Raw genomic sequence first — 23725 nt, 5'->3', positions numbered from 1 at the left:
GATTAACCGATGATTAACCGCCGCTATTCTAGAGCGTAGGGATTATCCGGTGTTGCGAACTTTAGCGGCATAATGCGCGCTTAATCCGTGGCTTTTCTAATCGCGCCATCTTTTATGAAGGGTTAACCATGCACGTACTGGTCTGTGAAGACGACGAACTGATCGCCAGTGGCATCGTGGCCGGCCTGACCGCCCAGGGCTTTACCGTGGAGCGCGTGGCCACGGCCTCGGCGGCGCGGGCGATGCTCAAGGCCGCGGCCTTCGACATTATGGTGCTCGACCTTGGCCTGCCCGACGAAGACGGCCTCAAGCTGCTGCAACAACAGCGCAGCCAGGGGTTGGACATTCCGGTGCTGATCCTCACCGCGCGGGACTCGGTGACCAACCGCGTCGACGGCCTGCAAGCCGGCGCCGACGACTACCTGCTCAAGCCCTTCGACCTGCGTGAACTCGCTGCTCGCCTGCAAACCCTGCTGCGCCGTGTGGCGGGACGCAGCGTCAATCTGATCGAACATGGCCGCCTGGCCTACGACCCCAGCAGCCGCGAGACCTTCCTCGGCGGCCAGCCGGTAGATTTGTCCCGGCGTGAACAGGCGTTGTTGCAGGCGCTTTTGCACAACAAGGGCCGCGTACTGTCCAGTGAACAGCTCAAGGACAGCGTCTACGGCTTCAGCGACGAACTGGAAAGCAACGCCCTCAACGTGCATATCCACCACCTGCGGCGCAAGTTGGGCAATGGCATCGTCGAAACTGTCAGGGGGCTGGGCTATCGCCTGGGCACCGCTGATGGGGGAGAAAACACGCCGTGATGAGCTTGCGCCTGCGCCTGACGTTCAAGCTGGGCGCCGCTTTTGTACTGATCTGGGTGCTGGCGGCCGCCTGGATGCTCAACGATTTGCGCAACCAGATGATGTTTTCCCTCGACCAGCGCCTGGTGGCTTCGGCGCGCATGGTAGCCGGGCTCACCGAGCAGATGCCGGGCCTGGCCAGCGTCAGCGGTGGCGCGCATTTGCGTACCGAACAACTGAATGTGCCGGGCGGCATGGCCTGCCAGGTCAGTTCGTTGCGCGGCGAGATCCTGGCGCGCAGCCATACCACGCCGGAGGAAGGGCTGGAGTCGCGCCGCAGCGGTTTTCGCGACCAGATCATCGACGGCGTGGGCTGGCGCAGCTTTACCCTGTCCCGTGGCGACTTGCTGATCACCACCGCCGACCGCCAGGTGGAGCGTGAAGCCCTCAACCTGTCGATCCTGCTGGCGGCGTCGGTGCCGGTCGGTGTGGCATTGCTGGGCTGCCTGTGCCTGCTATGGCTGGGCATCGGCCAAAGCCTGGTGCCGCTCAACCGTATGCGGGATGCCTTGATGCGGCGCAGTGCCGATTCCCTGGAACCCTTGCAGATTCACCCGCTGCCCAGTGAACTCAAGCCGTTGCTCGACACCCAGAACCAACTGCTGCAGCGCATCGCCAAGACCATCGAGCGCGAACGTCGCCTGACCGGCGACGCCGCCCATGAGCTGCGCAGCCCGTTGACCGCGATCAAGACCCACCTGCAAGTCGCGCGCATGACCGAGGGCGCGGCCCGCGACCAGTCCCTGGCGCACGCCGAGGAGGGCGCCGACCGCTTGCATCGCACTCTGGAGCAACTGTTGTTGCTGGCGCGGGTGGAGGGCAGCCTGTCGTTTGACGATGGCCTGCAATCCAGTGCCGAGGAAGTCGCCCGGTTGGCGATCCAGGATGCCAACGCCGGCGACAATTCACGCATTGATCTGATCCTGGCGCCGGATCTTTCCCCTGTTCCAGTGGCAATGCCCGTTGGCCTTGCCGTCGCGGCCTTGCGTAACCTGCTGGACAACGCCTTGCGCCATACCCCCGCCGATACCCGCGTGGAACTGCAGGTGTTTTCTACCCCGGATAACGTGGTGTTCCGCGTGCGTGACCATGGCCAGCAGATCTCCAGCGAAGACCTGCAATACCTCACCCAACGCTTTTGGCGCAATGGCAGCAGCGAAGGTTGTGGCCTGGGCTTGGCGATTGTCCAGGCGATCGTGCAGCGTTGCTCCTGCTCGCTGCACTTCGACAGCCAGCCCGATGGTATGCGGGTCGACCTGGGCATGCCGTTGCGGCGCTGAGCTGCCCTTTTCACGTGGCAAATAATTACCGCCCGCCTGAGGCTCAAGTCTTCAGGATGGCGGTAATTTTTTTGTGCTTGAACGGGCCGAATGAGTCGGCCTGAATTGAAAAGGACTGTTCTTATGTTGGTGATCGACACCAGTTTCCCTGCCAGGGATTTCAACGACCGCCGCGGCGAATCCGTGCAGCAGGTGATTGTGCACTACACCGCAGCGCCCTTTGCTTCATCGCTACGCACCCTCACTCAAGATGGCGTCAGCGCCCACTACCTGCTGCCCGACCCCGATGAGCCCAGCTACTGTGCTGCCGGTTATGAAGAGCTGCGCGTGTTTCGCCTGGTGGACGAGGGCCAGCGCGCCTGGCACGCCGGCGTGAGTTATTGGGCGGGGAAGGCGGATCTCAACAGCCGCTCGGTGGGCATTGAAATCGTCAACCTGGCGCGGGATGACGCGGGCGTCTTTACCTTTACGCAATACGCACCCGCGCAGATTGACCTACTGATTGCATTGCTTCGCGACCTGCTGGAGCGCTATCCGCAGGTCGGCCCTACTGACTGGCTCGGGCATTCGGACGTGGCCTACTGGCGCAAGAGCGATCCGGGGCCTCGGCTGCCCTGGCGTCTGCTGCATGAAGCCGGCATTGGGGCTTGGTTTGATGAGCAGACGCGGGCGATGTACCAGCGCCGCTTTTGTGTCGGCTTGCCGCCGGAGGTCGAGGTGGAGAGGGCGTTTCAGCGTTATGGGTATAAGCCGGCGCAGAATCGCCGGGCCTTTGAGCAGCGCACCCGGGCGTTCCAGATGCACTTTCGGCCACGGGATTATTGTGGATTCCTGGATGCAGAGACGTGCGCGATTCTTTATGCGCTGAATGAAAAATACCGCGGGCTTCGGAGCTGAGCGCTGTTCAAATGTGGGAGCTGGCTTGCCTGCGAAAGCGGTAGTGCAGTAACCGATGCAGCGACTGACACACTGCCTTCGCGAGCAAGCCCGCTCCCACATTTTAATCTCCCCACAATCGGTAAATATCCGACCAACTTCCTAAATCCCCGTGCACCTGAAGCGTCTCCACAACAGGAAATCCGTGCGCATGCCCTTGGGCCAGACGCCAACGGATCGGCAGTTTGGTCACGATCAACAGCGTATTGAGGGATCCAGAGATGTCAGTCGCTACCAGCCGTATCGAAGACGCCCCGGTGCAGGCCGCGGAAACGCTCTATCAGTTTGACGAAAGTCCGCTGCTGGCCCGCCAGCGCCAGCAGGAATCCAACGCCCGCAGCTACCCTCGGCGCATCCCCTTGGCGCTCAAGCGCGCCAAGGGCATCTACGTGGAGGACGTCGAGGGGCGTCGGTTCATCGATTGCCTGGCCGGCGCCGGAACCCTGGCGCTGGGGCATAACCACCCGGTGGTGATCCAGGCCATCCAGCAAGTGCTGAGCGACGAACTGCCCCTGCATACTCTGGACCTGACTACGCCGGTCAAGGATCAATTCGTGCAGGACCTGTTCGGTTTGCTCCCATCGGAACTGGCGCGAGAAGCGAAAATCCAGTTCTGCGGTCCCACCGGCACCGATGCGGTGGAAGCCGCGTTGAAGCTGGTGCGCACTGCCACCGGGCGCAGCACCGTGCTGTCGTTCCAGGGCGGCTATCACGGCATGAGCCAGGGCGCGCTGAGTTTGATGGGCAGCCTGGGGCCGAAGAAACCCTTGGGCGCCTTGCTCGGCAATGGCGTGCAATTCCTGCCATTCCCGTATGACTACCGTTGCCCGTTTGGGTTGGGTGGCGCCGAAGGTGTGCGGGTCAACCTGCATTATCTGGAAAATCTGCTCAACGATCCGGAAGCCGGCGTGTTGCTGCCAGCGGCGGTGATTGTCGAAGTGGTCCAGGGCGAGGGTGGCGTGATCCCGGCGGACCTCGACTGGCTGCGTGGCCTGCGCCGTATCACCGCGCAAGCGGGGGTGGCGCTGATCGTCGATGAAATCCAGAGTGGTTTTGGGCGTACCGGCAAAATGTTTGCCTTCGAACACGCCGGCATCATCCCGGACGTGGTGGTCATGTCCAAGGCGATTGGCGGCAGCCTGCCCCTGGCGGTGGTGGTGTATCGCGACTGGCTCGACACCTGGCTGCCGGGCGCCCATGCCGGGACCTTCCGCGGCAACCAGATGGCGATGGCGGCGGGCTCGGCGGTGATGCGCTACCTCAAGGATCACGACCTGGCGGGCCATGCGGCGGCCATGGGCGAGCGCCTGGGCGAACACCTGCGCATCCTGCAGCGCGACTTCCCGCATCTGGGGGATATCCGTGGGCGTGGGCTGATGCTGGGGGTGGAGCTGGTAGACCCGACTGGCACGCCGGATAGTCAGGGCCACCCACCGGTGCATCGCCAGTTGGCGCCGCTGGTGCAGCGCGAATGCCTCAAGCGCGGGCTGATCCTGGAACTGGGCGGGCGCCATGGCAGTGTGGTGCGTTTTCTGCCACCGCTGGTGATCACCGCTGGCGAAGTCGACCAGGTGGCCGAGATTTTCGGGCGCGCCTTGGCGGCGGCCGTGGCCAGCGTCTAATTTTCCAGGCCCTTGGTACGTTTCTACAGATATCAGTGCTGCGCGTGGTGCGCAGCCAGCCTTTGAGCGACGGAGAACAGCAATGACCTCAGTATTTGACCGCGACGACATCCTCTTTCAGGTAGTGGTCAACCATGAAGAACAGTATTCGATCTGGCCCGACTACAAGGCCGTGCCGGAAGGCTGGCGCACCGTGGGCAAGAGCGGCATGAAGAAAGAATGCCTGGCCTACATCGAGGAAGTGTGGACCGATATGCGCCCGCTGAGCCTGCGCCAGAAAATGGACGGCGCGGCCCTCGCCAACTGATTCACCTGGGTTCAAATGTGGGAGGGGGCAAGCCCCCTCCCACATCAAGCATTACAGTGATGTGTGGGTGTAGAGGTAATCCGTCGCCAACGACGCCAGCGTCCTCACGCCCACCACCAACGCCGACTCATCCACAAAGAACCCTGGGTTGTGATTTGGCGCCGCCTTGCTCATGTCCTGATCCCTTGGGGTCACCCCCAGGAAGACAAACAGCCCCGGCGCCTCCTTGGCATAGAACGAGAAGTCTTCGGCGCCACCCACCAACGGGCCTTGCACCACATCATCCTGAGCCGCCCAGCGCAGGCTCGGCAGCATTTTCTCGGTCAGCGCCGGATTGTTGATGGTGGGGTCGTACTTCTCGATGATCGTCACTTCGGCCTTGGCGCCACCGCTTTCGGCGATTTTCTCTACGGTCTGGCGCACATCCCCATGCAGCTTCTGGCGAATGCCGTAGTCGTAGGAGCGAATGGTGCCGCTCATGTCCACCGACTCGGGGATGATGTTATAGCGGGTGCCACCGTTGATGGTGCCGATGCTCACCACAGAGGGGAATGACGAAATATCGGTACGGCGGCTGACTACGGTCTGCAAGCCGACAATGGTTTGCGCGCCGACGGTGATCGGGTCGATACCGTCCCAGGGGCGGCCGGCGTGGGTCTGTTTGCCGAGGATCCTGATGCGCAGGTCATCGGAGCTGGCCAGGGTCGGGCCCGGGCGATAGGCGATTTGCCCGGCAGGCACACCGGCCCATACGTGCAGGCCAAACACCGCGTCAGGCTTGGGCGCTTTCATTACGCCTTCCTGCACCATCATCTTCGCACCCCAGGTGTTCTTGCCGTCGGGGATAAAGTCGCTGGGGCCTTCTTCGGCCGGTTGGAAATAAAACACCACGGTGCCGGGCAGGCGCTCGCGCATCCCGGTAAGAATCTTCGCAGTGCTCAGCAGGATAGCGGTATGGGCGTCGTGGCCGCAGGCGTGCATCACGTCGACTTCTTTGCCCAGGTAGGTGCCCTTGGCTTTGGAGGCGAAGGGCAGGTCGGCGACTTCCTTGACCGGCAGCGCATCCATGTCGGCGCGCAGGGCCACGGTCGGGCCGGGCAGGGCACCTTTCAAGATGGCGACGACGCCAGTGCGGGCCACCCCGGTCTTTACTTCAAGGCCGAGTTCGCGCAACTGTTTGGCGACCAACTCGGCGGTGCGGGTTTCGGTATTGCCCAGTTCGGGATGGGCGTGGATATCGCGGCGGGTTTCCAACAGGCTGGGTTCGAGGATTTTTGCCTGGGCGGCAATGGTTTCCCGGGCACTGTCCTGGCCGCTGCTGGCGGCGATCACTGCACTGCTCGCGACCGCGCCGAGCAGACCCAAAACCCATTGGTGTGTCAGACCGTTCATTCGCATACCAACCTCTCCTTGCCTATTGTTGTGGATCTTTCTCCTGCACGCTGCCGGCAGTCTGCACCTGCACGCTCAAGCGCGGTGTCGCCAGGTCAAGCCCGGCTTCATCCAGGTGCCGCTTGAGCGACAGGTTGAATGCCCGCGACACTTCCCACTGCTTGATCGGCGCGGTCTTGAAGCGTGCGCGCAGGATCGCGCTGCCGGACTCGAAGCTTTCCACGCCCTGGATCTCCAGCGGCGACCAGATATTGCGGCGTTGCAGCGGGTCGTTGCGCATGGCATGGCCGACCTCGCGCATCAGTTTGATCGCGTCGTCGATTTCCATGTTGTAAGGGATCGCCACCCGGAAGATGGCGTAGCCGAACTCGCGGGAGTAGTTCTTGATGCTCTTGATTTCGCTGAACGGGATGGTGTGCACGATGCCGTCGATATCGCGCAGGCGCACGGTACGGATGGTCAGGCCCTCTACGGTACCGAGGTGGCCGCCGACGTCCACGTAGTCGTCGATGGCCAGGGAGTCTTCGATGATGATGAACAACCCGGTGATCAAGTCGGCTACCAGCGATTGCGCACCAAAACCGATGGCGATACCGATCACGCCCGCACCGGCCAGCAGTGGCGTAACGTTCATGCCCATGTTCGCCAGCGCCACGATGGCGGCGATGATGAAGATGGTCACGAACAGCACGTTGCGGATCAGCGGCATCATGGTTTGCGCGCGGGCGTTGGCCAGGCCTTTGCGCGAGCGGGTCAGGGCGTGGTGAATCGCGGTGTCGCTGAGGATCCAGATCAGCCAGGCAAACAGCAACGTGCCCCCGAGGCCGAACAGCTTCACGGCTATTTCATGGCCTTCACCTTCGGTAAAGCGAATCATCGACAGGCCCCAGACCCGCAGCCCCAGTTCGATAAATACCAGCCACACCACCAGGTGCACCAGGGTGTAGACAAAGCCTTTGAGGCGTTCGGAGTACAGCGCATGGCGCTTGTGCCCGCGGTGCGGCTTGAGGGCGTGGCGGCGCACCAGGCCGTTGATCACCATGCACAACACCAGCAACACCGTGCACAGCAGCGACTGGCGCAGGGCGGTGCTGGTGTCGCCGGCCGACAGGAAGGTGGCGAACAGTGAGATGCCCACCAGCAGAAGAGCCGGGATGTACCAGAAGGTGCCGATGATCGACAGGGTATCGGTGAGCGCTCGGCGGTTGAGGCGGCGCGACAGCGGTTGGTTGCGGATCAGGTGCGCAATCGGACGGCGGAACCGCAGGATAAACACCCCGGTGGACAACGCCGCCATGACATTGGCCACGGTCGCGGCAGTGTGGGCCAGATGCTGGCCGAGCGCGGCAACCAGGCGCGGGTCGCTCAAGGCTTCACCGAAGGCGGCAAAGCTGCCGATCCACCACAGCGGGCGGAACGCCTGATGGCGCAGGATATACAGGGCGCGGTGGCGGTGCGGGCCGTCGAGTACGGAGAAGGCAATCACGCAGATGGCCGAGAAACAGGTGCCGACCACCAAGGCATAGGCCAGCACCATGGCCAGGGATTTGCCCAGGGAGGAAGGCAGGGCGTAGCTCAGGTAAACCGTGATCACCAGGGCAATCAACCAGGGGCCCAGCTTGCGCAGGGCAAAGCGCAGCATGTCCCAAGTGCGCGGGTGCTGCGGCAGCTCTTCGGGCAGGCCGAAACGCTCGCGCACCCGATGGCTGAGCCAGATCAGCGCAGCGGCCAGCAGGCTCCACACAGCCAGGATCACAGCAAAACCGAAGATGATCGGCAGCCATTCGCTGGCCGGCAACATCAGGGCGGCGAGTTCATCCTTGGCCAGGTCGACTTCATTGGACCAGCGCCCCAACGGGCTGTCGGCGCCGGAAAACTGCTGCTCAAAGCCCGACAGCGTACTGCCGATCAACCCGAGTACGCCGAGTTCGGCGGCGGGCTGGGCCTTTTGTGTGGCGGCGCGCAGCTTCTTCAGGTCGCTGAGCAACTGGGTGCGTTGCTGATCGTTTTCCAGGGTCTTGATCACTTCGTCCAGCGACTGCCCCAAGGGCACTTCGGCCTGGGGTTGGGTCTTGCTGGAGCCGCCCAGCATCCCGGGCAAGCCCACGGCTTGGGCGGGCATCACTGGCAGCAGCGTGAGCAGGGCGATCAGCAGGTAGCAGGGCAGGGCAAACAGACGGGAAAGCACGAGGCGGTCAACCTTGAAAACGACGAATTGACCGAGTGTACGAGGCCGCTATGCCCAATGCGAGCGCATTTGTCACTGCGCCAGTTTGGCGAGGATCTTGTAGAGCACGGTGCCGAGGATCAACAGCATGCCGATCCACATGCCAAACACGCCCAGAGGCTTGTCGCGAAAGTTGAAGCCGACCGCGAGCATGATCATGCCGATCAGGATGGGGATCAGCATGGCGTGGAATGAGGACATTGAGATCATGGCGAGGGGCGGCCTTGTCGGACTGGAAGTTCTGACAAGTCTAGGCCGGATTGGCAGAAGTGCAGTTGATGTGAGTCAGATAGCCTTATATCTGTTTGGAAACCCATCGCGGGCAAGCCCGCTCCCACACTGAAATGCATTCACAGATCAATGTGGGAGCGGGCTTGCCCGCGATGGGCGCGCCTCGGTCTCAGGGTAAGTCGCGGCTGGCGTAGAACGCCCCCAGCACCTTGACCAGATGCGCCAGGTCATGGCTGCCGCACAGCTCGCGGATCGAGTGCATGGCAAAGGTCGGCAAGCCGATGTCCACCGTGCGCACGCCCAGGTGGCTGGCAGTGATGGGGCCGATGGTCGAACCACAGCCCATGTCGCTGCGCACCACGAAGCTTTGCACCGGCACTTCCTGGGCCATGCACAGGTGGCGGAAGAACCCGGCGGTTTCGCTGTTGGTGGCGTAGCGCTGGTTGCTGTTGACCTTGATCACCGGGCCGGCGTTGAGTTTCGGGCCGTGGTTGGCGTCGTGTTTGTCGGCGTAGTTGGGGTGCACGCCGTGGGCGTTGTCTGCCGACACCAGCAGGGATTTCTGAATGGTGCGTACGAATTCTTCACCTTCGGGCAGCAGGCGACGCAGGGTCTGTTCCAGCATCGGGCCATCGGCACCGCAGGCCGAGCAGGAGCCGACTTCTTCGTGGTCGTTGCACACCAGCACGCAGGTTTCATCGGTGTCGCTGGAGAGCAAGGCTTGCAAGCCGGCGTAGCACGACAGCAGGTTGTCCAGGCGTGCACCGGCAATGAAGTCGCCATTGAGGCCGATCACGGCAGCACTTTGGGTGTCGTAGAAACTCAGCTCGTAGTCGAGCACCACATCGGCATTCAACCCATGCTCGCGAGCCAACTGTTCGGTGAGCACGGCGCGAAAGTCCACGCGTTCGTCACCGGCAAACTGCGCCAGGATCGGCGGCAGCTCGGTCTGGGCATTGATCGCCCAGCCCTGGTTGGCTTCACGGTTGAGGTGAATGGCCAGGTTGGGAATGATAGCGATCGGCAGCTTGAAGTCGATCAGTTGGCTCTCGACCTTGCCATCGCGACGGAAGGTGACACGCCCGGCCAGGGACAGGTCGCGGTCGAACCAGGGCGCCAGCAGCGCGCCGCCGTAGACTTCCACACCCAGTTGCCAGAAGCCGTGGCGTTGCAGCTCCGGCTGGGGCTTGACCCGCAGGCATGGGCTGTCGGTGTGGGCGCCGACCATGCGGATACCGTCCTGCAGCGGCGATTGGCGGCCGAGCTTGAAGGCGATGATCGAGGAATCGTTGCGGGTCACGTAGTAGCGACCGTTGGCCTCGGTGGCCCAGGTGTCGCGCTCGTCGAGACGCTGGTAGCCGGCGGCTTCCAGGCGCTGGGCCAGGGCGGCAGTGGCATGAAAAGGAGTAGGGGAGGCCTTGAGGAAGTCGATCAGGCCTTGATTCAACGCTTCGCGCATAAATAGCTCCAGACAGCAGTGGCGAGAGTTTACCGTATTGGCCAGATATTTGGAGTGAGCGTGCATGGCCGAGAACCACATCAAACCCTGTGGGAGCTGGCTTGCCTGCGATAGCGGTCTTTCTGTGCCAGATGTATTGGCTGGCACGCCGATATCGCAGGCAAGCCAGCTCCCACATTTGATCGCATCAGCCCTTCAAAAAGGCGCAGGGCACTCGAAGCGCAGGCGCTCGCCGCTTTGCGGATGGGTGAAGCTGAGCATGCTTGCATGCAGGCACAGGCGCGGCCAGGCGGCCAGGGCTTGTTCATGGGCGTACAGACCATCGCCCAGCAACGGATGCCCGATGGACAACATATGCACGCGCAACTGGTGCGAGCGCCCGGTGATGGGTGTCAGCTCTACGCGGCACCAGTCGCCGCAACGCTCCAGGACTTTCCAGAAGGTCAGTGCATGTTTGCCGAACTCATGGTCGACCACATGGCGGGGCTTGGTCGGCGGGTCGTAGCGCAGGGGCAGGTCGATGCTGCCGCTGTCCAGTGCCGGTTGGCCCCAGGCCAGGGCGGTGTAGGCCTTTTCGGTCTCGCGGTCGTGAAACTGGCGGGACAGTTCGCGGTGGGTGTCGGCGTCCCGGGCCAGCAGGATGATCCCCGACGTTTCCCAGTCCAGGCGATGGACGATGCGGGCTTCGGGGTAGCCGTTTTCCTGCAGGCGAGTGATCAGGCAGTCCTTGTTGTCGTCGGCGCGGCCAGGCACCGAGAGCAGCAGGGTCGGCTTGTTCACCACCAGGACAGCGTCGTCCTGATGCAGGATGTGGATATTGGACAGCGGCATTAAACAGCCTCGTAACAAACGCCAACGGCGGCTCCACTGACGGCCCCCTCACCCTGTAGGAGCGAGGGGGCCGCCAGTGGAAGCCGCCGTGGCGACCGCCCGTTCGATCAACGATCGGGCAGGGTGATATTGAGTTCCAGAATCGAGCAGCTGCCGTCATTTTCCAGGGCGACATGCACGTCATCGTTGCCGATATTGACGTACTTGCGGATCACCTCGACCAGTTCCTTCTGCAAGGCTGGCAGGTAGTCCGGGGTGCTGCGTTGGCCGCGTTCGTGCGCCACGATGATCTGTAGACGCTCTTTCGCGACCGATGCGGTACTGGGTTTTTTGTTGGCGCGAAAGAAGTCGAGAAATTTCATTGTTTAGTTACCTCCAAAGATACGCTCGAAGAATCCCTTCTTCTTGACATCGAGGAAGCGGTGTTCCACGGTCTTGCCCAGCAAGCGATCGACGGCATCGCTGTACGCCTGGCCGGCGTCGCTCTGGTCGTCGAGAATCACCGGTACGCCCTGGTTGGATGCCTTCAGCACGGCCTGGGATTCCGGAATCACGCCCAGCAGGGTCACGGCGAGGATTTCCTTCACGTCTTCAACACCGAGCATTTCGCCGTTGTTGACGCGCTCCGGGTTGTAGCGGGTGAGCAGCAGGTGCTCCTTGATCGGGTCCTGGCCTTCTTCGGCGCGCTTGGACTTGCTGGCCAACAGGCCGAGCATGCGGTCCGAGTCACGTACCGAGGAGACTTCCGGGTTGGTCACCACGATGGCTTCGTCGGCGAAGTACATCGCCAGGTGAGCACCGGTTTCGATACCGGCCGGGGAATCGCAGACCACGTATTCGAAGGTTTCCTTGAGCTCGGCGAGGACTTTGCCGACGCCTTCTTTGGTCAGCGCGTCTTTGTCACGGGTCTGGCTGGCAGCCAGCACGTACAGGTTCTCAAGGCGCTTGTCCTTGATCAGGGCCTGTTGCAGGTTGGCTTCGCCGTTCACCACGTTGACGAAGTCATACACCACGCGACGCTCGCAGCCCATGATCAGGTCAAGGTTACGCAGACCGACGTCGAAGTCGACGATGACTGTCTTGTGGCCGCGCAGAGCGAGGCCGGTACCGATAGCGGCGCTGGTGGTGGTCTTACCCACACCACCCTTGCCGGATGTAACCACGAGAATCTTGGCCAAGGTGTTTCACCCCTAAGGAAAAAGGACTTTCGGTCCCTGAAAAACATCTCTTGGAACTCGCCGCAGGCGGACAGCCTTTGCAGGAAAAAGACGGGGTTTCCATGGGGAAACACCAACTTCCAAAAAGTCCTACACAAGTCTTGCCGGTTTCGCTTTGCTATCAGAGTCTAGAGATGCTTGGAAAATGCGGCAGTATCCGTTAAAGACGGATGATGTTCAACACATCGCCCGACAGGTTGACCTGTACCGAAGCGCCCCACAGTGGATCGCGGCGCAAATCTTCGGAAACCTTGTACTGACCCGCGATGGAAACCAGCTCAGCGGTCAACTGCTGGCAAAAAATACGGGCCTTGGTATCACCCTTGATGCCGGCCAGGGCGCGTCCGCGCATCGGGCCGTATACATGGATGTTGCCATCGGCAAGAAGTTCCGCCCCCGGGCTGACCGAGGAGACCACCACAAGGTCGCCGCCTTGGGCGTAAATCTGCTGCCCGCCGCGTACCGGCGAAGTGATGATCTTTGTAGGCCTGATCGCAGGCTCCGGTGGTTTTTCCGGTTTTTTCTTTTCTTCGCCGACCAATGGTTCCAGAGGGCGCTCACGGGCGCCCGACGGTGGCAGTACTGGCAGTTCAATGGCGATGGCGGCGGCAATGTCTTCGATCCGGCTGGCGCGAATCGCCAGGGTGCGCAGGCCATGGGAACGGCATACGCGCATCAGGCCGGGCAAATCAATCACGCCCTGGCCGGCCGGCAGCTTGTCCAGCGCCAGCACCAGCGGGGCGTTGTTGAAAAAGTTTGGCGCCAGGGCGACCTTGGCGGCCAGTTGGCGGTCCAGGGCGTCGAGGTCATTGCGGGCCAGTTCCAGCACGGTAATGGCGAGCATGCTGCCTTTTAGCTGGAACACGGGATCTTGGTCTAGCGGTTCGGTTTGGCTCATGGTCGGCGAAAGCGGCTTGTCACGAAAAGTGTCGAGACTTATAACGAGAACACTCACTCGCCGCAAGCCGAGTCGAACCGTTGTAGAATGCGCGGCCCTTGTCTTTACCGGAATCTGTAATGGATCGCCCGCGTTTTCGAGCTGTATTTCTTCACCCGCGTTTTTGGCTGCTATGGCTGGGGCTCGGCCTGCTGTGGCTGGTCACTCAATTGCCGTATCGGGCGCTGTTGAACATTGGTCGCCTGCTGGGCGCGGGCATGTACCGCGTGGCGGGCGATCGTCGCCGTATTGCGGCGCGCAACCTTGAGCTGTGCTTCCCGGAAAAATCCGCCAAGGAACGTAAACGCCTGCTCAAGGAAAACTTCGCTTCCACCGGCATCGCCTTCTTTGAAATGGCCATGAGCTGGTGGTGGCCCAAGCCGCGCCTGGCGCGCCTGGCCCATGTCGAAGGGTTGGAGCACCTCACGCAGGCGCAGTTGGACGGCAAGGGCGTGATCCTCATGGCGCTGCACTTCACCACCCTGGAAATCGGCGCGGCGCTGCTGGGGCAGAAGCACACCATTGACGGCATGTACCGCGAACACGGCAACCCGCTGTTCGACTTTATCCAGCGCCGTGGTCGTGAACGCCACAACCTCGATTCCCTGGCCGTGGAGCGTGACGACGTGCGCGGCATGCTCAAGCTGCTGCGCGCCGGCCGGGCCATCTGGTACGCGCCAGACCAGGACTACGGCGCCAAGCAAAGCATCTTCGTGCCGTTGTTTGGCATCCAGGCTGCTACCGTCACCGCCACCAGCAAGTTCGCACGCCTGGGCAAGGCGCTGGTGGTGCCGTTTACCCAGGAGCGCCTGGCTGACGGTAGCGGGTACCGCCTGGTGATCCATGCGCCGCTGACCGACTTCCCGGGTGAAACCGACGAAATCGACTGCCTGCGCATCAACCAGTGGGTCGAAGCCTCGGTACGCGCATGCCCCGAGCAATACCTGTGGACCCACCGCCGCTTCAAGAGCCGACCGCCGGGTGAGCCCAAGTTGTACGAAAAGCGCCGTCGATAAGCCCAACCCTTTCTCACATGGAGTGACGCAATGCGCCCAGCTGAACCGGTCACAGGCTTGATTCTTTCCGGCGGCGGGGCGCGAGCGGCGTATCAGGTGGGGGTGCTGGCGGCGGTTGCCGAATTGCTGCCTGCGGGGGCAGCGAATCCTTTTCCGGTGATCGTCGGCACCTCGGCTGGTGCGATCAATGCGGTGAGCCTGGCCAGCGGCGCCAGTGATTTTTCGGCAGCCATCCAACGGCTGACGGCCTTCTGGCAGGGCTTTCGCAGCCATCAGGTGCTGCGCAGTGACTGGCCGGGGGTGATGCGCCAGGCCAGTCGTTTCCTGATCCATAGCCTGTTGGGCCTGGGTAGCCAGGTGCCGGTGGCGTTGCTCAACAGTTCGCCACTGCGCGACTTGTTACAAGAGCGCTTGAACCTGGACGGCATCGACGAGGCTATCCGCCGCAAGCACTTGCAGGCTGTGGCGGTGACGGCCTTTGGCTATGAGTCCGGGCAAGCGGTGACCTTCTATCAGGGCGGCGGCACCATCGATGCCTGGTTGCGTCATCGGCGCATTGGGGTACCGACCCAACTGACGGTAGAGCACCTGTTGGCAAGCTCCGCAATTCCGCTGTTGTTCGCTCCGATCAAACTTGACGAAGAGTACTTCGGCGATGGCGCAGTGCGGCAGTCCGCGCCCATCAGCCCGGCCTTGCACCTGGGGGCCAGCCGCGTATTGGTCGTCGGTGTGAGCGGCAACCCAAGGGGCAATGAAGCCTCGACGCAACGCACCTACACCGGCCAGCAACCGACCCTGGCGCAAATCGGCGGGCACATGCTCAACAGCACCTTCATTGACAGCCTGGAAAGCGATATCGAACTGCTGGAGCGCTTGAACCAGTTCAGCCGCGTCGTGCCTGCGGATGCGGCGGTGCAGGGCCTGGCGCCGGTAGAGGTGCTGGTGATTGCCCCCAGCCAGCCCATCGATGAGATCGCCGCACGACATCGCCAGGAGTTGCCGGCGGCGTTGCGTGTGTTTTTGCGCGGGCCGGGGGCGACCAAGACCAGCGGGGCAGGAGTGTTGAGCTATCTGTTGTTCGAGGCGGGGTATTGCAGTGAGTTGATCGAACTGGGGCGCAAGGATGCGCTGGCCAAGCGCGAAGAAATCACTCGTTTCCTCGGCCTGACGTCAAACTGAATGTGGGAGCTGGCTTGCCTGCGATAGCGGTATGCCAGCCAACACTGCTGGCACAGACACATCGCGATCGCAGGCAAGCCAGCTCCCACAGGGAACCGCGGTCAACCTTTAGAAGTGGTATTTGACCAGGAAGCTTGCTGTGTCCTGGGTTGTCTTGAAGGCGCCGCTGTCTTCAATCCCGTACTTGTTCTTCCAGTAGTCGTATTCAAAACCCACATACAACTGCTTGTCGCCCCAATGCAGCGCCTTGCCCAAGTCGTATTTGACCTGCGGGTTGAAGTGCAGGTTGGCGTGATAAGTGCCGCGGGCGTTCTTGTCGTTATCCACCACCCAGTCCATGAAACCGTCGATCAGCACGTCGGAATTACCCACGGGAATGGTGTACGACCAGACCGGAGTGATCTGCCACACGCCGTCACCCGGGCGATTGCCCTCGGTCTGGCGCTGGTAGAAGTTCAACTGGAAGTAGTCGAAACCGGGGATGTTCAAGTCGAATGCCGGACCCAGCAGGTAGGACTCGTTATCGCCCTCGCCGAACTCATAGGTGAAGGCCAGCAGCACGTCCTTGATCGGGCCGAACGACAGGTCCTTGTCCAGGATCTTGCCGAACGACAAACGCGGGCTGAACTCGCCGTAGTAAGTATTCGGGCCGACATTGCCGTCTTCCTTGCCGTTGTAAAAGATACGGTCGAGGAAGAAGAAGTTGTCGCCGTACTTCCATGCGTCGGCATGTTCGAAGGTGACGGTTTGCTGGATCTGCGGGTTGACGGTAAAGCTCTTGCCCCACAGATAAGTCAGGCTGTTGTTTTGCCATTGCAACAAGTCACCGGCTACGGCCTGGCCACCGGCCAACAGTGATCCAGCCAGCATCAGGCCTTTGAACATAGGTTTCATTCGGTTGCTCCCGAGTTAAAATTTTATGGTTTTTCTTCTACGCAGGCGCTCTGGTGTGGCGCCTTTTGGTTCGCTGCAAAAATCGTCTGTTCGGTCAGCTTTGATGCTTTTAGCAAGAGCTGCGCCAAGGTGTTGAAAAAGCCAAAAAATCCCCGTCGGCTGCAGCGGATGCAGTCGAATTCAGGGGACTTTTGTGCACTTTGGCAGCAAACATCAGGCCGGGATAAGTTGGCCTTGAGGTCAGCTTTTACATTCGCTGTTTTTTTTTGAGTCGATTCGAGCGGGCGCGGAGAATACTGGCTCCCAGGCCTGGGCTCAAGTGCGCTGTAACAGAGCGCGAGGGGCAAGAATGGGGCGCGGCGTGTGGCCGGCCCCATGTCAAGGTTGTGCATGTGGGGGTTCCCTGTTTGTTGTTATTTTTGTACTAACAAAGGAATCAATGCGTATGTGCGACTTCGGGGCGCTCAGCGCCGCCGAGAATGTTGAACAGGATGTTCAGCGACAGCGCGCTGAGGGTGGCCATGGCGATGCCGCTGTGGGTAATCGGGCTCATCCACAACGGCAGTTGTGCGAAGAACTCCGGGCGTACCACGGGGATCAGGCCCATGCCGATACTCACCGCCACCAGCAACTGGTTACGGCGGTCGGCGATGTCGGCTTCCTGCAGAATCTTGATCCCGGTTGCCGCCACCATCCCGAACATCGCAATCGCCGCGCCGCCGAGTACCGCAGGTGGAATCGATGCCACCAGATAGGCCGCCTTGGGTAACAGGCTGAGCACGATCAAGAACGCGCCGGCCATGAGCGTGACCGAGCGGCAGCGCACGCCGGTCATCTGCACCAGGCCGATATTCTGCGCGAAGGAGGAGTGGGTAAAGGTGTTGAAGAAGCCGGCAAAGAACGACGCGCCGGCATCACACAACAGGCCGCGTCGCAGCATCTTCGGCGTGACCTCCTGGCCGGTGATCTTGCCCAGGGCGAGGAACATGCCGGTGGACTCGACAAAAATGATCACCACCACCAGGCACATCGACAGGATCGGTGCCAACTCGAACTTGGGCATGCCAAAGTGCAACGGCGTCACCACCTGCACCCACGGCGCCTGGGCCAGGCCACTGAGGTCGACCATGCCGATCACACCACACAGGGCGTAACCCAGGCCCATGCCGATCAGCACCGAGATGTTCACCCAGAAGCCGCGCATGAAGCGGTTGATCAGCAAGATAGTGCCCAGCACCAGGGCGGCAATCGCCAGGTAGACCGGCGAGCCAAACGTGGCGGCGGCGCTGCCCCCGCCGGCCCAGTTCACCGCCACGGGAAACAGCGAAAGGCCGATGGCGGTGATCACCGTGCCGGTCACCAGCGGCGGGAAAAAGCGCACTACCTTGGACATGAACGGTGCGATAAGCATGCCGAAGAACCCGGCGGCGATGGTCGCGCCGAAGATGCCCTGCAAACCGATGCCGGGCATGCCGGCCATGGCGACCATGCTGCCCACGGCGGCGAAACTGGCGCCCATCATCACCGGCATGCGGATGCCCATGGGGCCGATGCCGAACGACTGCACCATGGTGGCGATACCAGCCACCAGCAGGTCGGCGTTGATCAGAAAGGCGATTTCTTCACGGCTCAAGCCGGCGGCCTGGCCAATGATCAGGGGCACGGCGACGGCACCGCCGTACATCAGCAAGACGTGTTGCAGGCCTACCAGGATCAATTGCAAGAGGGGCAGCCGCACCATGGCGGGCGCGGCAGGAGTCTGCGTTTCTAACTGGGACATGCAACACCTCGAATCTTTTTATTTTTGTGTTGTTTGGCATTCAATTGCCGGATGAAACTTAATCTTCAAACCATCACTGATCTCCCTTGTGGGAGCTGGCTTGCCTGCGATGGCGGTGTGTCAGTCACCGAAAATGTTGGTGATCTGCCGCTATCGCAGGCAAGCCAGCTCCCACATTGGTCCTGTGTGAAACAGTCAGTTGGTGCGGGCCCCCTGATTGATCCAGGTGCCAATCAAATCCCTTTCCTGCTGGGTCATCTGGGTAATGTTGCCCAGCGGCATGATCTGGCTGGCCACGGCCTGCGCTTGAATGCGCGCCGCCTGCTGCTGGATCTGTGCCGATGTGTCGAACATCACCCCAGCCGGTGCGGTGCTGAACAGCGGGCTGGTGGGCTTGGCCGAGTGGCACACGGTGCAGCGTTGCTCGATCACGTGGTGCACCTGACCGAAGTCCGTGGTGGCCTGGGCTGGTGCCGGTTCAGCGGCGGGTGCGGCAGGCGCGGCGGGTTTCAAGCCACCGCCCAAGGCGGTTTCCGGCAGCGGCTGATACTCAATCGCCGCCGGTGCCTTGGCAATCGGTTCAGCCGGCTTGGGCCCGGTCACGTAGGCCAGACTGATCATTGCCAACGCGCCCACCGGCAAGGTCCACGCATACTTCTGGCTGTCATGCCGGGTGTTGAAGTAATGGCGCACCAACACTGCTGCCACCGCGATCCCGGCCAGGATCAGCCAGTTGTATTGGCTGCCATAGGTGCTCGGGAAGTGGTTGCTGATCATGATGAACAGCACCGGCAAGGTGAAGTAGTTGTTATGCCGTGAGCGCAGCAAACCCTTGGCCGGCAGCGCCGGGTCCGGTGTGCGGTTCTCGGCGATGGCCGCCACCAGCGCACGCTGGGCGGGCATGATGATGCGGAACACGTTACCGACCATGATCGTGCCGATCACCGCGCCCACATGCAGGTAGGCGCCACGGCCGCTGAACACCTTGCTGAAGCCGTAGGCCGCCGCAATCAACAGCACAAACAGGATCAAGCCGAGCAGGGCAGGGCGTTTGCCCAGGGCCGAATCGCACAGGAAGGAGTAGATAAACCAGCCGGCGAACAGTGAACCGATGCCCAGCAATACGCCTTCGGTGCCGCTGAGGCTGCTGCCGGGGGCGAGCAAGTACAGCGTCGGGTTGAGGTAGAACACCACGCACAGCAGCGCGACGCCTGACATCCAGGTGAAATAGGCTTCCCATTTGAACCAGTGCAGGTTGTCCGGCATGGTCGGCGGGGCCAGTTTGTATTTTTCCAGGTGGTAGATACCGCCACCGTGGATCGCCCACAAGTCACCGGCCAGGCCGTTCTTGGGGTTGACGCGATTAAGGTTGTTTTCCAGCCAGACGAAGTAGAAAGAAGCGCCGATCCAGGCGACGCCAGTGATCATGTGAACCCAGCGCACGCTCAGGTTCAGCCATTCCAACAGATGTGCTTCCACAGTCTTTACCTCTCGCCTGTCACCCTTGTTGTCGGGTGATCAGACCTTCTCTTATTGGTGGGGGGCGAGGATCAAACGCTCATCCTCTTTGAAAAAATGCTCATCGCAGTTATTGCCTGTGCCACTGCGATCAACCACCAGGAAGTCATCCCGCTTTTCGATCGTCAGCACCGGGTGGTGCCAGACGCCGCGATGGTAATTAATGCCCTGCCTGCCGTTGGTGACGAAGGCGCGGACCAAGCCCGATACAGGTTCATCGCCAAGTGGCGCGACCACGATCAGAAAGGGGTTGCCGAGCAGCGGAATGAAAGCCTGGCTGCCCAGCGGGTGTCTCTCCAGCATGCACACGGTCAGCGGCATGTCCTGCGCGTCGGCGCGGAAGATGCTGATGATGGCGTGGTCTTCCGGCTTCGCGGTTTCGACCGTGGCCAGTTTGTGAAAGCGCATGGTCGACCCGTTGTTGATCATGAAGTGATCGCTGCCATCGGTTTCGATAACGTCTCCGAAAGGGGCGAAGGCTTCTTTGGTCAGGGGTTCGATCATCAGTGTGCGCATGGCTGTCTTCTTATCTTGTCTATAGATCGTTCCCACGCTCTGCGTGGGAACGCTGCCCTGGACGCTCTGCGTCCGCTGTGTGACGCGGAGCGTCACGGGATGCGTCCCCACGCAGAGCGTGGGGACGATCGGGTGTTATTTCGAGACTTTGCCCAGGACACGCAGGCGACTCACACCACCATCCGGGAACACATTCAGGCGGATGTGGGTAATCGGCCCCAGCGCCTTGATCTGCTCGGCGAAGGTGTGTTCGGCGTGCATTTCCAGCTTCTGCGCCGGCAGCAGTTCGCGCCAGAACAGCGACTGGGTTTCGATCTGGCTGTCGGTGCCGCCTTTCACGAAAGCGCCCTGGATCGAGCAGGTATCCGGGTAGTTGCCCTTGAAGTGCAGGGTGTCGACCACGATTTTCTCGATCTCGCCCGGGTGGCCCAAGGCGACGATCACCCAGTCATTGCCCGGTGTACGACGACGCGCGGTTTCCCAGCCATCGCCCATGTTGATGCCACGGCCCGGGTTGAGGATGTTGCTCATGCGGCCGAAGTGTTCATCGGAGCAGGCCAGGGCACGGCCGCCATTGAGCGCGGCAGCCAGGTCGACCTGTTCGTTGTCGCCCACCGAAGACCAGTCACGGAACGGCACGCCGTACACACGCAGACGGGCCACGCCGCCATCCGGGTAGATGTTGAAGCGCAGGTGGCTGAACGCCTGGTCGTTGTTGATCTCGTGGTAGTGGTGGCTGTTGCCTTGCAGCTCGACGGCTGACAGCACTTCCACCCACTGAGTGTTGGCATCCGGCTCGCCCGAGGCCAGGAAGCAGGCTTCCAGAGAGGCCGATGGCGGGAAGTTGCCGGTGAAGAATGAAGTGTCGATGTCCACGCCTTTGATCGAACCCGGCACGCCCAGGCGGATCACCGCACTGTCGTAGCCTTCGAAGCGCTTGCGGCGTGACTCCCAGCCGTCCATCCACTTGCCGTTGTCATCGAAAACGCCCTCCTTCCACACGGCCGGGGTCGGCTGGAACAGGCGGTTGGCGTCAGCGAACCAGTCATCGGTCACCGAGATGATCTTGGTGCCCAGGCGGGCGTCGGCCAGGTTGACGAACTTTTCGAAAGGTACGGCGTAAGCTTTCATTCTTCTTGTCTGCCTTAGATAGAGTGGCTGGGGATGGACTGCTAGAGGGTCAGTAAACGGAACAACGCGATCTTGTTGATCTCGTCCAGCGCGCACTTGAACTCGGTGTCTGCCGAATTGTGGATGCGCGTTTCGAACGCGGCGAGGATCTGATGCCGGTTGCTGCCTTTTACCGCCATGATGAAGGGAAACTTGAACTTGGCTTTGTAGGCCTCATTCAGCTCGGTGAAGCGAGAAAACTCTTCGGCCGTGCATTGGTGAATACCCGCGCCCGCTTGTTCATCGGTGCTGGCTTGGGTCAGTTGGCCCTGGACGGCAGCTTTTCCGGCCAGGTCCGGGTGAGCATTGATCAGCGCCAGTTGCGAGGCGTGATCAGCACTCAACAGGATATCGCTCATGCGCTGGTGCAGGGTTTCGATCTGGTCGATCGACGCGTCCTGGCCCAGGTCGAAGGCCTTTTCGGCCACCCATGGCGAGTGTTCGTAGATATCGGCAAAGGCCTGGACGAAGGCGTCGCGGCTCAAGGTCGAAGGTTTCAGGGTCTGGAACGCAGTCATTTCGCCGCTCCCGGGAAAGGGTGGGTTTGGTGCCAGTGACGGGCGATGTCCACGCGGCGGGTGAACCACACCTGGTCATGGCCTTTGACGTATTCAATGAAGCGCTTGAGCGAGGCCAGGCGTGCCGGGCGGCCGATCAGGCGGCAATGCAGGCCGATGGACAGCATCTTTGGCGCTTCGGCACCTTCGGCATACAGCACGTCGAAGGCGTCCTTGAGGTATTCGAAAAAGTCGTCGCCCTTGTTGAAGCCCTGCACCTGGGTGAAGCGCATGTCGTTGGTGTCCAGGGTATAGGGGATCACCAGGTGCGGCTTGCCGTTGGGGGTGTTGGGTTCCCAGTAGGGCAGATCGTCGTCGTAGGTGTCGCAGTCGTACAGAAAGCCACCTTCCTCCATCACCAGCCGACGGGTGTTGGGGCCGGTGCGGCCGGTGTACCAGCCCAGTGGGCGTTCACCGGTGAGTTCGGTGAGGATGCGGATGGCTTCGAGCATGTGCTCGCGCTCCTGAGCCTCGTCCATGTACTGGTAGTCGATCCAGCGGTAGCCGTGGCTGCAAATCTCGTGGCCGGCGGCGACCATGGCGCGGATCACGTCCGGATGCCGCTGGGCGGCCATGGCCACGGCGAAGATGGTCAGCGGGATGTCGAACTCTTTGAACAACTTGAGGATGCGCCACACACCGGCACGGCTGCCGTACTCATACAGCGACTCCATGCTCATGTTGCGCTCGCCTTGCAGCGGTTGGGCCGAGACCATTTCCGAAAGGAAGGCTTCGGACTCTTTGTCGCCATGCAGGATATTGCGCTCGCCGCCTTCTTCGTAGTTGAGTACGAACGACAGCGCAATGCGTGCCTTGCCCGGCCAGTGGGGGTGAGGAGGGTTACTGCCGTAACCGATCAGGTCGCGTGGGTAGTCAGCGCTCACTGCAGTCTTCCTTCTTGTTCGTGGTAGCAGGTGTGTGTGGCGTCCGGGCAGTGGAATGACTGAGTGGCGTCACAGCGATGAGTGATTGTATACAACTTATCGCGAACTTTGTAAGCCTGCATTTCTGCATTTTTTCTGAACGGGCTCTCTACGGGTCTCTGCAAGAAACTTGCCTGAATGGTCAGATTAAAATGAAAAAGCCCACTGTAGGAGCGAGCTTGCTCGCGAAAAACCCGAGCGCGCCACTTTTCATCCTGGAAGCCCGCGTCATCGTTGACGTTTTTCGCGAGCAAGCTCGCTCCTACAGGGGATTGGAAGGCTGTGGAATTTATTGTGTACAATTTTTATAAAAAGTGTCTTAATCAGTCATCGCCGGCTTTTTCAACGCTCTGAAAAGGTGCGGGTTTCTCAATCACTGACTTCCGGAGGCGCATAGAAGCCATGGGACGTTTGACCACACACGTTTTGGACGCTGCACACGGCTGCCCTGGCAGCGCAATCAAGGTTGAGCTCTACCGTGTCGAAGGCACGCAGCTTGAGCTCGTCGCTACCGCCACTACCAACGGAGACGGTCGTTGCGACGCGCCGCTGCTGCAAGGCGACGACTACCGCAGCGGCGTGTACCAACTGCAGTTCAGCGCCGGTGATTACTACCGTGCCCGCGGTGTGCAATTGCCTGAACCTGCCTTCCTCGACGTGGTGGTGTTGCGCTTTGGTATCAGTGCCGAGCAAGACCACTACCACGTGCCTCTGCTGATTTCGCCTTACAGCTACTCCACTTATCGCGGTAGCTGAGTCGTCACCTCGCTTCACACCCCCAAATGCTCTTCGTTGGTTTCGCCCGCGCACACTGCGGGCTTTTTTTCGCTCAACTATCTAGCCCCTCTTGCTCATTGATGGGCCCTAGGCTGGTTTTTCCTCAGT

The 23725-nt window shown here is 61.3% G+C and carries 24 protein-coding genes; 8 read left to right on the top strand and 16 right to left on the bottom strand.

Annotated features, from left to right (window positions below):
* Positions 1–128 precede the first annotated feature (128 nt).
* The 5 genes from BOP96_RS15640 (at position 129) to BOP96_RS15620 (ending at position 4993) form a co-directional block, all read left to right on the top strand.
* A complete protein-coding gene (locus BOP96_RS15640) occupies positions 129–809 on the top strand; it encodes a response regulator (protein WP_014719307.1) in 681 nt (226 codons plus the stop codon).
* Entirely contained in the window at positions 809–2128 is a 1320-nt protein-coding gene (locus BOP96_RS15635) for an ATP-binding protein (RefSeq protein ID WP_014719306.1), read from the top strand. The genes BOP96_RS15640 and BOP96_RS15635 overlap by 1 nt, the downstream gene beginning before the upstream one ends.
* 123 nt (positions 2129–2251) lie before the next feature.
* Positions 2252–3025 (top strand): N-acetylmuramoyl-L-alanine amidase, encoded by a 774-nt coding sequence (locus tag BOP96_RS15630; RefSeq protein ID WP_073453246.1) that lies wholly within the window; start codon positions 2252–2254, stop codon positions 3023–3025.
* 260 nt (positions 3026–3285) lie between these two features.
* Positions 3286–4686, top strand: a complete 1401-nt coding sequence (locus BOP96_RS15625) for an aspartate aminotransferase family protein (protein ID WP_003192849.1) — start codon at positions 3286–3288, stop codon at positions 4684–4686.
* An 82-nt stretch (positions 4687–4768) separates the two neighbouring features.
* Positions 4769–4993, top strand: a complete 225-nt coding sequence (locus tag BOP96_RS15620) for an MbtH family protein (RefSeq protein ID WP_003192847.1) — start codon at positions 4769–4771, stop codon at positions 4991–4993.
* A gap of 51 nt (positions 4994–5044) precedes the next feature.
* Here BOP96_RS15620 and BOP96_RS15615 read toward each other — a convergent pair whose 3' ends face one another.
* The 8 genes from BOP96_RS15615 to minC all read right to left on the bottom strand — a co-directional run bounded on the left by BOP96_RS15615 (position 5045) and on the right by minC (position 13248).
* Positions 5045–6391, bottom strand: a complete 1347-nt coding sequence (locus tag BOP96_RS15615) for an amidohydrolase (protein ID WP_014719303.1) — start codon at positions 6389–6391, stop codon at positions 5045–5047.
* Positions 6392–6407: 16 nt separating this feature from the next.
* Positions 6408–8573 carry a mechanosensitive ion channel family protein gene (locus BOP96_RS15610; protein ID WP_019818612.1) on the bottom strand — a complete coding sequence of 722 codons (2166 nt, stop codon included), beginning with the start codon at positions 8571–8573 and terminating at the stop codon, positions 6408–6410.
* Positions 8574–8645: 72 nt separating this feature from the next.
* Positions 8646–8822, bottom strand: a complete 177-nt coding sequence (locus tag BOP96_RS30085) for a hypothetical protein (protein ID WP_164545339.1) — start codon at positions 8820–8822, stop codon at positions 8646–8648.
* Between the two features lie 190 nt (positions 8823–9012).
* Positions 9013–10302, bottom strand: a complete 1290-nt coding sequence (locus tag BOP96_RS15605) for a M18 family aminopeptidase (protein WP_014719300.1) — start codon at positions 10300–10302, stop codon at positions 9013–9015.
* Between the two features lie 195 nt (positions 10303–10497).
* The gene (locus tag BOP96_RS15600) at positions 10498–11133 is read right to left on the bottom strand and encodes an RluA family pseudouridine synthase (protein WP_003192838.1); all 636 of its coding nucleotides are present in this window, start codon (positions 11131–11133) and stop codon (positions 10498–10500) included.
* Between the two features lie 107 nt (positions 11134–11240).
* On the bottom strand, positions 11241–11495 hold the full coding sequence (minE, locus tag BOP96_RS15595) for a cell division topological specificity factor MinE (protein WP_003175252.1): 255 nt from the start codon (positions 11493–11495) through the stop codon (positions 11241–11243).
* A 3-nt stretch (positions 11496–11498) separates the two neighbouring features.
* A complete protein-coding gene (minD, locus tag BOP96_RS15590) occupies positions 11499–12311 on the bottom strand; it encodes a septum site-determining protein MinD (RefSeq protein WP_003192835.1) in 813 nt (270 codons plus the stop codon).
* Positions 12312–12510: 199 nt separating this feature from the next.
* Positions 12511–13248 carry a septum site-determining protein MinC gene (gene minC / locus BOP96_RS15585; protein ID WP_014719299.1) on the bottom strand — a complete coding sequence of 246 codons (738 nt, stop codon included), beginning with the start codon at positions 13246–13248 and terminating at the stop codon, positions 12511–12513.
* A 119-nt stretch (positions 13249–13367) separates the two neighbouring features.
* Here minC and BOP96_RS15580 point away from each other — a divergent pair, with 119 nt between their 5' ends.
* Positions 13368–14303: a lipid A biosynthesis lauroyl acyltransferase gene (locus tag BOP96_RS15580; protein WP_019818602.1), complete on the top strand. Its 936-nt coding sequence runs from the start codon at positions 13368–13370 to the stop codon at positions 14301–14303.
* 30 nt (positions 14304–14333) lie between these two features.
* Positions 14334–15482, top strand: a complete 1149-nt coding sequence (locus BOP96_RS15575; RefSeq protein WP_060767620.1) for a patatin-like phospholipase family protein — start codon at positions 14334–14336, stop codon at positions 15480–15482.
* A gap of 108 nt (positions 15483–15590) precedes the next feature.
* Here the strand turns inward: BOP96_RS15575 and BOP96_RS15570 are convergent, their stop codons facing one another.
* From BOP96_RS15570 to puuE, 8 genes are all read right to left on the bottom strand, one after another.
* The gene (locus tag BOP96_RS15570; RefSeq protein ID WP_003192827.1) at positions 15591–16376 is read right to left on the bottom strand and encodes an outer membrane protein OmpK; all 786 of its coding nucleotides are present in this window, start codon (positions 16374–16376) and stop codon (positions 15591–15593) included.
* A 23-nt stretch (positions 16377–16399) separates the two neighbouring features.
* Positions 16400–16768, bottom strand: coding sequence for a hypothetical protein (locus BOP96_RS29675; RefSeq protein ID WP_130175205.1), 369 nt, complete (start codon positions 16766–16768; stop codon positions 16400–16402).
* Between the two features lie 44 nt (positions 16769–16812).
* Entirely contained in the window at positions 16813–18156 is a 1344-nt protein-coding gene (locus tag BOP96_RS15565; RefSeq protein WP_003192826.1) for a nucleobase:cation symporter-2 family protein, read from the bottom strand.
* Between the two features lie 195 nt (positions 18157–18351).
* On the bottom strand, positions 18352–19635 hold the full coding sequence (locus tag BOP96_RS15560; protein ID WP_073453244.1) for a urate hydroxylase PuuD: 1284 nt from the start codon (positions 19633–19635) through the stop codon (positions 18352–18354).
* 51 nt (positions 19636–19686) lie between these two features.
* The gene (locus tag BOP96_RS15555) at positions 19687–20190 is read right to left on the bottom strand and encodes an ureidoglycolate lyase (protein WP_003192823.1); all 504 of its coding nucleotides are present in this window, start codon (positions 20188–20190) and stop codon (positions 19687–19689) included.
* A 135-nt stretch (positions 20191–20325) separates the two neighbouring features.
* Positions 20326–21321, bottom strand: a complete 996-nt coding sequence (gene alc / locus BOP96_RS15550) for an allantoicase (protein WP_014719294.1) — start codon at positions 21319–21321, stop codon at positions 20326–20328.
* 41 nt (positions 21322–21362) lie between these two features.
* Positions 21363–21878: a 2-oxo-4-hydroxy-4-carboxy-5-ureidoimidazoline decarboxylase gene (uraD, locus tag BOP96_RS15545; protein WP_014719293.1), complete on the bottom strand. Its 516-nt coding sequence runs from the start codon at positions 21876–21878 to the stop codon at positions 21363–21365.
* A complete protein-coding gene (puuE, locus tag BOP96_RS15540; protein WP_014719292.1) occupies positions 21875–22801 on the bottom strand; it encodes an allantoinase PuuE in 927 nt (308 codons plus the stop codon). The genes uraD and puuE overlap by 4 nt, the downstream gene beginning before the upstream one ends.
* Before the next feature lie 441 nt (positions 22802–23242).
* On the opposite strand from puuE, the gene uraH reads away from it, so the two are divergent.
* Positions 23243–23596, top strand: a complete 354-nt coding sequence (gene uraH, locus BOP96_RS15530; protein WP_014719291.1) for a hydroxyisourate hydrolase — start codon at positions 23243–23245, stop codon at positions 23594–23596.
* Positions 23597–23725: the final 129 nt, after the last annotated feature.

The sequence above is a fragment of the Pseudomonas sp. FSL W5-0203 genome (genome assembly GCF_001896155.1).
In the GTDB taxonomy this organism is placed as follows: Bacteria; Pseudomonadota; Gammaproteobacteria; order Pseudomonadales; family Pseudomonadaceae; genus Aquipseudomonas; species Aquipseudomonas paracarnis.
The sequence above is the reverse complement of the archived record's forward strand: the minus strand, read 5'-3'. Positions and strand labels throughout refer to the sequence as shown.

Coding starts and splice junctions, on each gene's coding strand:
- BOP96_RS15640 (WP_014719307.1), top strand. CDS start 129: ATGCACGTACTGGTCTGTGAAGACGACGAACTGATCGCCAGTGGCATC.
- BOP96_RS15635 (WP_014719306.1), top strand. CDS start 809: ATGAGCTTGCGCCTGCGCCTGACGTTCAAGCTGGGCGCCGCTTTTGTA.
- BOP96_RS15630 (WP_073453246.1), top strand. CDS start 2,252: ATGTTGGTGATCGACACCAGTTTCCCTGCCAGGGATTTCAACGACCGC.
- BOP96_RS15625 (WP_003192849.1), top strand. CDS start 3,286: ATGTCAGTCGCTACCAGCCGTATCGAAGACGCCCCGGTGCAGGCCGCG.
- BOP96_RS15620 (WP_003192847.1), top strand. CDS start 4,769: ATGACCTCAGTATTTGACCGCGACGACATCCTCTTTCAGGTAGTGGTC.
- BOP96_RS15615 (WP_014719303.1), bottom strand. CDS start 6,391: ATGCGAATGAACGGTCTGACACACCAATGGGTTTTGGGTCTGCTCGGC.
- BOP96_RS30085 (WP_164545339.1), bottom strand. CDS start 8,822: ATGATCTCAATGTCCTCATTCCACGCCATGCTGATCCCCATCCTGATC.
- BOP96_RS15605 (WP_014719300.1), bottom strand. CDS start 10,302: ATGCGCGAAGCGTTGAATCAAGGCCTGATCGACTTCCTCAAGGCCTCC.
- BOP96_RS15600 (WP_003192838.1), bottom strand. CDS start 11,133: ATGCCGCTGTCCAATATCCACATCCTGCATCAGGACGACGCTGTCCTG.
- minE (WP_003175252.1), bottom strand. CDS start 11,495: ATGAAATTTCTCGACTTCTTTCGCGCCAACAAAAAACCCAGTACCGCA.
- minC (WP_014719299.1), bottom strand. CDS start 13,248: ATGAGCCAAACCGAACCGCTAGACCAAGATCCCGTGTTCCAGCTAAAA.
- BOP96_RS15580 (WP_019818602.1), top strand. CDS start 13,368: ATGGATCGCCCGCGTTTTCGAGCTGTATTTCTTCACCCGCGTTTTTGG.
- BOP96_RS15575 (WP_060767620.1), top strand. CDS start 14,334: ATGCGCCCAGCTGAACCGGTCACAGGCTTGATTCTTTCCGGCGGCGGG.
- BOP96_RS15570 (WP_003192827.1), bottom strand. CDS start 16,376: ATGAAACCTATGTTCAAAGGCCTGATGCTGGCTGGATCACTGTTGGCC.
- BOP96_RS29675 (WP_130175205.1), bottom strand. CDS start 16,768: ATGCACAACCTTGACATGGGGCCGGCCACACGCCGCGCCCCATTCTTG.
- BOP96_RS15565 (WP_003192826.1), bottom strand. CDS start 18,156: ATGTCCCAGTTAGAAACGCAGACTCCTGCCGCGCCCGCCATGGTGCGG.
- BOP96_RS15555 (WP_003192823.1), bottom strand. CDS start 20,190: ATGCGCACACTGATGATCGAACCCCTGACCAAAGAAGCCTTCGCCCCT.
- alc (WP_014719294.1), bottom strand. CDS start 21,321: ATGAAAGCTTACGCCGTACCTTTCGAAAAGTTCGTCAACCTGGCCGAC.
- uraD (WP_014719293.1), bottom strand. CDS start 21,878: ATGACTGCGTTCCAGACCCTGAAACCTTCGACCTTGAGCCGCGACGCC.
- uraH (WP_014719291.1), top strand. CDS start 23,243: ATGGGACGTTTGACCACACACGTTTTGGACGCTGCACACGGCTGCCCT.